Origin of the sequence: Micromonospora sp. M51 (assembly GCF_018070305.1) — a bacterium.
GTDB lineage: Bacteria > Actinomycetota > Actinomycetes > Mycobacteriales > Micromonosporaceae > Micromonospora > Micromonospora parva.
Genome location: NZ_JAGPXZ010000395.1, coordinates 1 through 5,623, shown reverse-complemented (window position 1 = coordinate 5,623; position 5,623 = coordinate 1). Strand labels below are relative to the sequence as shown.

Here is a 5,623-nt window from a genome sequence, read left to right as displayed (position 1 = left end):
GGCGTGTCCGCGTACGCCATGGTGACCTCGGCGCGGACCCGCCGTGCCGGGGTGGCCCGAATCGCCTCCAGGCCGGCCTCCACCGACTCCAGACCGGCGAAGGGCGTGACGAAGTCCGGCAGACGCCCCTGGCCGGGCAGCAGGTGCCGCAGGATCGCGGTGGCAGCCTGGGCGGCAGGCGTGCCCTCGGCCGCCACCGCCCGCTCGGCCAGCGCCGGCGCCAGCGCCGCGACAGTGGGATCGCGCAGCCACTGACCGGCCAGCAGCGCGTTCGCGACCGGGTGGAGCCGGTCGGCGAACCGCACCCGGCACAGGTCGGCCGACCCGAGCTGGAGGCGAAGCATGACACCAGCCTGCCCGCCTTCGGCCAGGACCGAAAGGGTTGTTTACCGGCCGAAGGATCTCCAGTGTGGACGGCGGGGTCGACGGGGGGTGACCGGCGTGCGGCGATCGGTGGCGGTGTTGACGGGGCTTTGCCTCCTGATCGTGGCCGCAGCCTGTAGTGAGCGGGGGCAACCCTCGTCGGCCCCGCCAGCCGCGCCGTCCGCGTCGAGCGAACGACCGGCGGCCGGCGACCACCAGCTCACCCTGAAACACAACGGGCTCGACCGCACCTACCTGCTGCACGCGCCGGCAGGGTACGACCCGACCCGGTCACCCGCACTGGTCATCGCGCTGCACTTCTATCCCGGCACCGGCTCCGCGATGCGGGAGCTGGCGGGCCTGGACGCCAGGGCCGACAAGGACAACGTGCTGGTCGCCTACCCCGACGGGCAGGGCGGCGGTTTCAACGCTCTGATCTGCTGCGGCAGCGCCGACGACGTCGGCTTCCTCGACGCCCTCACCGACCATCTGGTGCAGACCTGGCACGCGGACCCGAACCGGGTGTTCCTCACCGGCATCTCGAACGGCGGCGACATGAGCTTCCGGGCGGCGGTGGAGAGCACCGGCACCTTCGCCGCGATCGGGGTGGTCAGCGGTGGCTACAGCGGGGAGTTGACCACGGCCGGCAGCTACGTGCCGAAGAGCCCGGTCTCCGTGATCACCTTCATCGGCGGTCAGGACCGGTACGCCACGATCTTCCAGACCGGGATACGGACCTGGCAGCAGCGGCTCAACTGTCGGCCGAGCCCGAAGGCGTCCGGGGTGCCGGGCGTGACGCACACGGTGGCGGGCTGCGCGGACGGCAGCGAGGTCAGCGTCTACACCCTCGCCGACATGGGTCACAGTTGGCCGGGCGCGACAGCGGGCCAACTCGCCGCGACCTCCGCGGGGCTGTCCGCCACCGACCTGATGTGGGACTTCTTCGCCGCCCACCCCCGCAAGGGCTGATCACAGGCGCAGCAGCATCCGGGTGTTGCCCAGCGTGTTCGGCTTGACCCGCTCCAGGTCGAGGAACTCCGCGACACCCTCGTCGTACGACCGCAGCAGCTGCTCGTAGACCGGCTGCGGCACCGGCGCGCCGTCGATCTCGCGGAAGCCGAACGAGGCGAAGAACCGGGTCTCGAAGGTGAGCACGAAGATGCGGGCCACGCCCAACTCCCGGGCCGCGTCGATCAGCTCACCGACCAGCCGGTGACCGATCCGCCGGCCCCGGCAGGACGGGTCCACCGCCACCGTGCGGATCTCCGCCAGGTCCTCCCACATGACGTGCAGCGCCCCGCAGCCCACCACGACGTCGTCCTCGGCCCGGACCGCGACCCGGAACTCCTGCACGTCCTCGAAGAGGGTGACGGTGGCCTTGCTCAGCAGCCGCCGGTCGTCGGTGTAGGTGTCGACGAGTCGCCGGATGCCCCGCACATCCCCGGTGCGCGCCCGCCGTACCGTGATCTGATCCGCAGTCGGCGTGCTCATTCGCCCGCCGGCACGTCCACGCACGGCCCCGTCGACCACCAGGGCTCGACCAGCTCCAACGTCTCGTCGCCGAACGGGTTCACCCCGGGGCCGGCGCCCAACGCGTGGCCCAGGTGCACGTGCAGGCACTTCACCCGGCCCGGCATCCCGCCGGCCGAGATGCCGGCGATCTCCGGCACCTCGCCGATCGCCTCCCGGCGGGTGAGGTAGTCCTCGTGCGCCGCACGGTAGTGGGCCGCCAACTCCGGGTCCGTCGTCAGCCGGTCCGCCATCTCCTTCATCAGCCCCGCCGACTCCAGTCGGCTGCACGCCGCGGTGGCCCGGGGGCAGGTCAGGTAGTAGAGGGTCGGGAACGGGGTGCCGTCGGAGAGGCGGGGGGTCGTCTCCACCACGTCCGGCAGGCCGCACGGGCACCGGTGGGCGACCGCCCGGGTGCCGCGGGGCGTCCGGCCCAGCTGCGCGGCCACCGCGGCCAGGTCGGCCTCGGTGGCCGGCTCGCGCTGCGGCAGGGGTACGGAATCCGCCGCCGGCTCCGACGGTGGTACGACAGTCACGGTGCCATCTCTCCTGGTGCGGTGCGGTGCGGTGCGGTGGGTCGGTGGCTCACTTGCCCGGCTGCTGGCTGTCCGCCGCCTGCACGCTCGACCAGAGCGTGTCGTACCAGGTCACCGGCCCGGCCGGGGCGGCCGAGCCGGCCGGCTTCCCGGCGTCCCGGGCGGCGCCCTCCGGGTCGTGCAGCACCACCATCATCTTCTCGCCCGGCCGGCCCATGAAGAACCGTTCCCGAGCCTGCGTCTTGATGTACTCGGGGTCCTTCCAGTTGGCGGCCTCGGCGGCGAGCTTGGCGATCTCCGCCTCCTGTGCCGCCTGGGCGGCCTCCATCCGCTCGATGTCGGCCTGCTGGTCCAGGTAGACCCGGACCGGGTAGGTGTAGGCCAGCGCGAGCGCGATCAGGACCGCGAACAGCACCGTGGCCCGACCGGTGAAGCCACGGGGGTGGGGTGCGGCGAGCCGCTTCACGGCACCGCCGGCGGCGGTACGCCGAGCGGCTGCCGGACGGTTCGCGGAGCGCACGCCCTCGGCGCCCCGGGCAGCACCCGGCGCGCGACCGGCGGCGCGCGGCTCGGCGCGTACGCCGGCCTCCCGGACCGATCCCCGCGTGGCGCGCCCGCCGCCCGGCCGGCCGGACTGACCCGGCCGGCGAGCGGGACGCTGACCACCCGGTGTGCGGCGCTGCTGCATCGTCACACCCCTCCCCCGAGGCTTCGTGCGTCTCAGGCCGAACGGTAGCGCGGGAACGCGCCAGCGCCGGCGTAGCGCGCCGCGTCGGCCAGCTCCTCCTCGATCCGGAGCAGCTGGTTGTACTTGGCGACCCGGTCCGAACGGGCCGGCGCGCCGGTCTTGATCTGGCCGCAGCCGGTGGCCACCGCCAGGTCGGCGATGGTGGTGTCCTCGGTCTCGCCGGAACGGTGGCTCATCATGCACTTGAAGCCGGCCCGGTGGGCCAGGTCCACCGCGTCCAGGGTCTCGGTCAGCGAACCGATCTGGTTGACCTTGACGAGAACCGCGTTCGCCGCCTTCTCCGCGATGCCGCGGGCGATGCGCTGCGGGTTGGTCACGAACAGGTCGTCGCCGACGATCTGCACCCGGTCACCGATCGAGGCGGTCAGCGTCTGCCAACCGCTCCAGTCGTCCTCGGCCAGCGGGTCCTCGATCGACACGATCGGGTACTCGTCGGCCAGCTTCGTGTAGTAGGTGCTCATCTCCTCGGCGGACTTCGCGGCGCCCTCGAAGGTGTAGGTGCCGTTGTCGAAGAACTCCGTGGCCGCCACGTCGAGCGCGAACACGATGTCGGTGCCGAGCCGGTAACCGGCCTTCTCGACCGCCTCGGCGATCAGGTCCAGGGCCGCCGCGTTCGTCGGCAGGTTCGGCGCGAAGCCACCCTCGTCGCCGAGCCCGGTGGAGAGGCCCTTCTTCTTCAGCACCGACTTCAGCGCGTGGTAGACCTCCGCGCCCGAGCGCAGCGCCTCCCGGAACGTGGGCGCGCCGATCGGCGCGATCATGAACTCCTGGATGTCAACGTTCGAGTCGGCGTGCGCGCCACCGTTGAGGATGTTCATCATCGGCACGGGCAGGAGGTGCGCGTTCGGGCCGCCCAGGTAGCGGAAGAGGCTCAGCTCGGCGCTGCCGGCAGCGGCCTTCGCCACCGCCAGGGAGACCCCCAGGATGGCGTTCGCGCCCAGCTCCGACTTGCTGTCGGTGCCGTCGATGTCGAGCATCTTCTGGTCGATCAGCCGCTGCTCGCTGGCCTCGTACCCGATGATCTGGTCGACGATCTTGTCTTCGACGTTGGAGACCGCCTTCTCCACGCCCTTGCCCTGGTAGCGGTCGGCGTCACCGTCGCGCAGCTCGATCGCCTCGAAGGCGCCGGTGGAGGCGCCGGAGGGCACGGCGGCGCGGGCTACCGTGCCGTCGTCCAGACCGACCTCGACCTCGACCGTCGGGTTGCCCCGCGAGTCGAGAATCTCCCGGGCGACGATTCCCTCGATGGTTGCCACTAAGTCGCTCCTCGTTGTTGTTATCCGGTCCGTGGGTGGGCCGCGACGGTGCGGCTGAGGCAGGTGTTGAACGCAGCGTATCGGGCGGCGCGAACGGGCACGGCGTCGCCCGCGCACCCGGGTCACCCCGCGTTGACGGACATTCCCGGATTTCCGGGCGTCAACCGGCAACGGGTTTGCGCTGCACGGACCAAATCCACCAGGCTGGTCGCCATGCCCGCCGCCTCGACCACCCTCCGCATGCTCGCCGTGTCGGTCATCGCGTCGCTCACGGTCACCGGCTGTCAGACATTCGAGGACGCCGGAGTCGCCATGGGCCGCTCGGAACTCGTCAACGATCTCGCCGCCCGGCTCGACCGGGCACTGGAGTTGACCTACTCGGCCACCTACCAGTTGCCCGGCGGCCAGCGCGCCGCGATCGTGCAGGCACAGGACCCGGCGCGATCCACGTACACCTACCCGGGCGGGCAACTCACCGTCACCCCGGACGCCATCACCCGGTGCACGACAACCGGCACCCGCCCGGAGTGCACGCTGGTCGCCCCGCCGACCCCGGGCAGCAAGCCCACCGTGACGCTGTTCGGCGAGGCCAACCGGCAGGGCCTCGTCACGCCGCCGGTGGTGGTCGGCCTGCTCACCGCCGCCGCGCTCGACCCGCAGGCGGTCATCAAGCAGAGCGACACCACGGTCGCCGGGCACCACGCCGCCTGCGTGGCGGTGGAGAGCTCGTCCGGCGACTTCACCGCCTGCGTGACCACCGAGGGCGTGCTCGGCAGCTTCACCGGGCCGGGCGACGGCAAGCCGGTGGAGCTGGCGTTGAGCGACTACTCCGCGACCGTCGACGAGGACGCGTTCGAGCCGCCCGCCGGTGCCGGCGTCGTCGACCGCCGCCCCGGCGGCTCCTGACCGAGCCGGCCGAGCCCAGGTCGGGCGCACCGCCCGGCGGGCCCGCGTCCGGCGCAACTGCTGCCCGCGTACGCCATCTCGCGCCGGCACATCGACGCGACGGTGACCGACGGCGGCGCCGAGCCCGCGCGGCGGCCCTGCTCAGAGACCGAGCAGGGTGCGCAGGTGGCGCGGGGGCGGGCAGTCGTGGGCGAGCATCGCGTCGTGCCAGTCGCGGACCGACACCCCGTCCGGGCGGGCGGCGGCGATGTCGGCCACCTCGCTGTAGCCGACGAAGTAGGTGGACAGCTGGGTCGAGGTCAGTT

7 protein-coding genes and 1 pseudogene are annotated in these 5,623 nt (G+C 72.4%); 2 read left to right on the top strand and 6 right to left on the bottom strand.

What is annotated here, in order from left to right:
• The coding region (locus tag KBX53_RS20315) for a hypothetical protein (protein ID WP_210861036.1) at positions 1 to 344 on the bottom strand (344 nt) is incomplete at its 3' end.
• 142 nt (positions 345 to 486) lie between these two features.
• Here KBX53_RS20315 and KBX53_RS20310 point away from each other — a divergent pair.
• Positions 487 to 1,332, top strand: a complete 846-nt coding sequence (locus KBX53_RS20310; RefSeq protein WP_309140817.1) for a PHB depolymerase family esterase — start codon at positions 487 to 489, stop codon at positions 1,330 to 1,332.
• On the opposite strand, the gene KBX53_RS20305 is transcribed toward KBX53_RS20310, so the two are convergent.
• Genes KBX53_RS20305 through eno form a run of 4 tightly spaced genes read right to left on the bottom strand, consistent with a single transcriptional unit; the run spans position 1,333 to position 4,412 of the window.
• On the bottom strand, positions 1,333 to 1,854 hold the full coding sequence (locus KBX53_RS20305; protein WP_030328789.1) for an amino-acid N-acetyltransferase: 522 nt from the start codon (positions 1,852 to 1,854) through the stop codon (positions 1,333 to 1,335).
• The gene (locus KBX53_RS20300; protein ID WP_030328791.1) at positions 1,851 to 2,408 is read right to left on the bottom strand and encodes a DUF501 domain-containing protein; all 558 of its coding nucleotides are present in this window, start codon (positions 2,406 to 2,408) and stop codon (positions 1,851 to 1,853) included. The genes KBX53_RS20305 and KBX53_RS20300 overlap by 4 nt, the downstream gene beginning before the upstream one ends.
• Before the next feature lie 49 nt (positions 2,409 to 2,457).
• Positions 2,458 to 3,096 carry a septum formation initiator family protein gene (locus KBX53_RS20295; RefSeq protein WP_030328793.1) on the bottom strand — a complete coding sequence of 213 codons (639 nt, stop codon included), beginning with the start codon at positions 3,094 to 3,096 and terminating at the stop codon, positions 2,458 to 2,460.
• Positions 3,097 to 3,128: 32 nt separating this feature from the next.
• Positions 3,129 to 4,412, bottom strand: a complete 1,284-nt coding sequence (gene eno, locus KBX53_RS20290) for a phosphopyruvate hydratase (RefSeq protein WP_030328795.1) — start codon at positions 4,410 to 4,412, stop codon at positions 3,129 to 3,131.
• Between the two features lie 213 nt (positions 4,413 to 4,625).
• Between eno and KBX53_RS20285 the strand changes: the two genes are divergently transcribed.
• Entirely contained in the window at positions 4,626 to 5,318 is a 693-nt protein-coding gene (locus tag KBX53_RS20285; protein ID WP_210861032.1) for a hypothetical protein, read from the top strand.
• Positions 5,319 to 5,459: 141 nt separating this feature from the next.
• Here KBX53_RS20285 and KBX53_RS36455 read toward each other — a convergent pair.
• Positions 5,460 to 5,623, bottom strand: a pseudogene (locus KBX53_RS36455) (DUF885 domain-containing protein); the annotation flags it as partial.

Bases quoted from the DNA above. Each gene is read 5' to 3' on its own strand.
- KBX53_RS20305 (WP_030328789.1), bottom strand. From the start codon at position 1,854: ATGAGCACGCCGACTGCGGATCAGATCACGGTACGGCGGGCGCGCACC.
- KBX53_RS20295 (WP_030328793.1), bottom strand. From the start codon at position 3,096: ATGCAGCAGCGCCGCACACCGGGTGGTCAGCGTCCCGCTCGCCGGCCG.
- KBX53_RS20285 (WP_210861032.1), top strand. From the start codon at position 4,626: ATGCCCGCCGCCTCGACCACCCTCCGCATGCTCGCCGTGTCGGTCATC.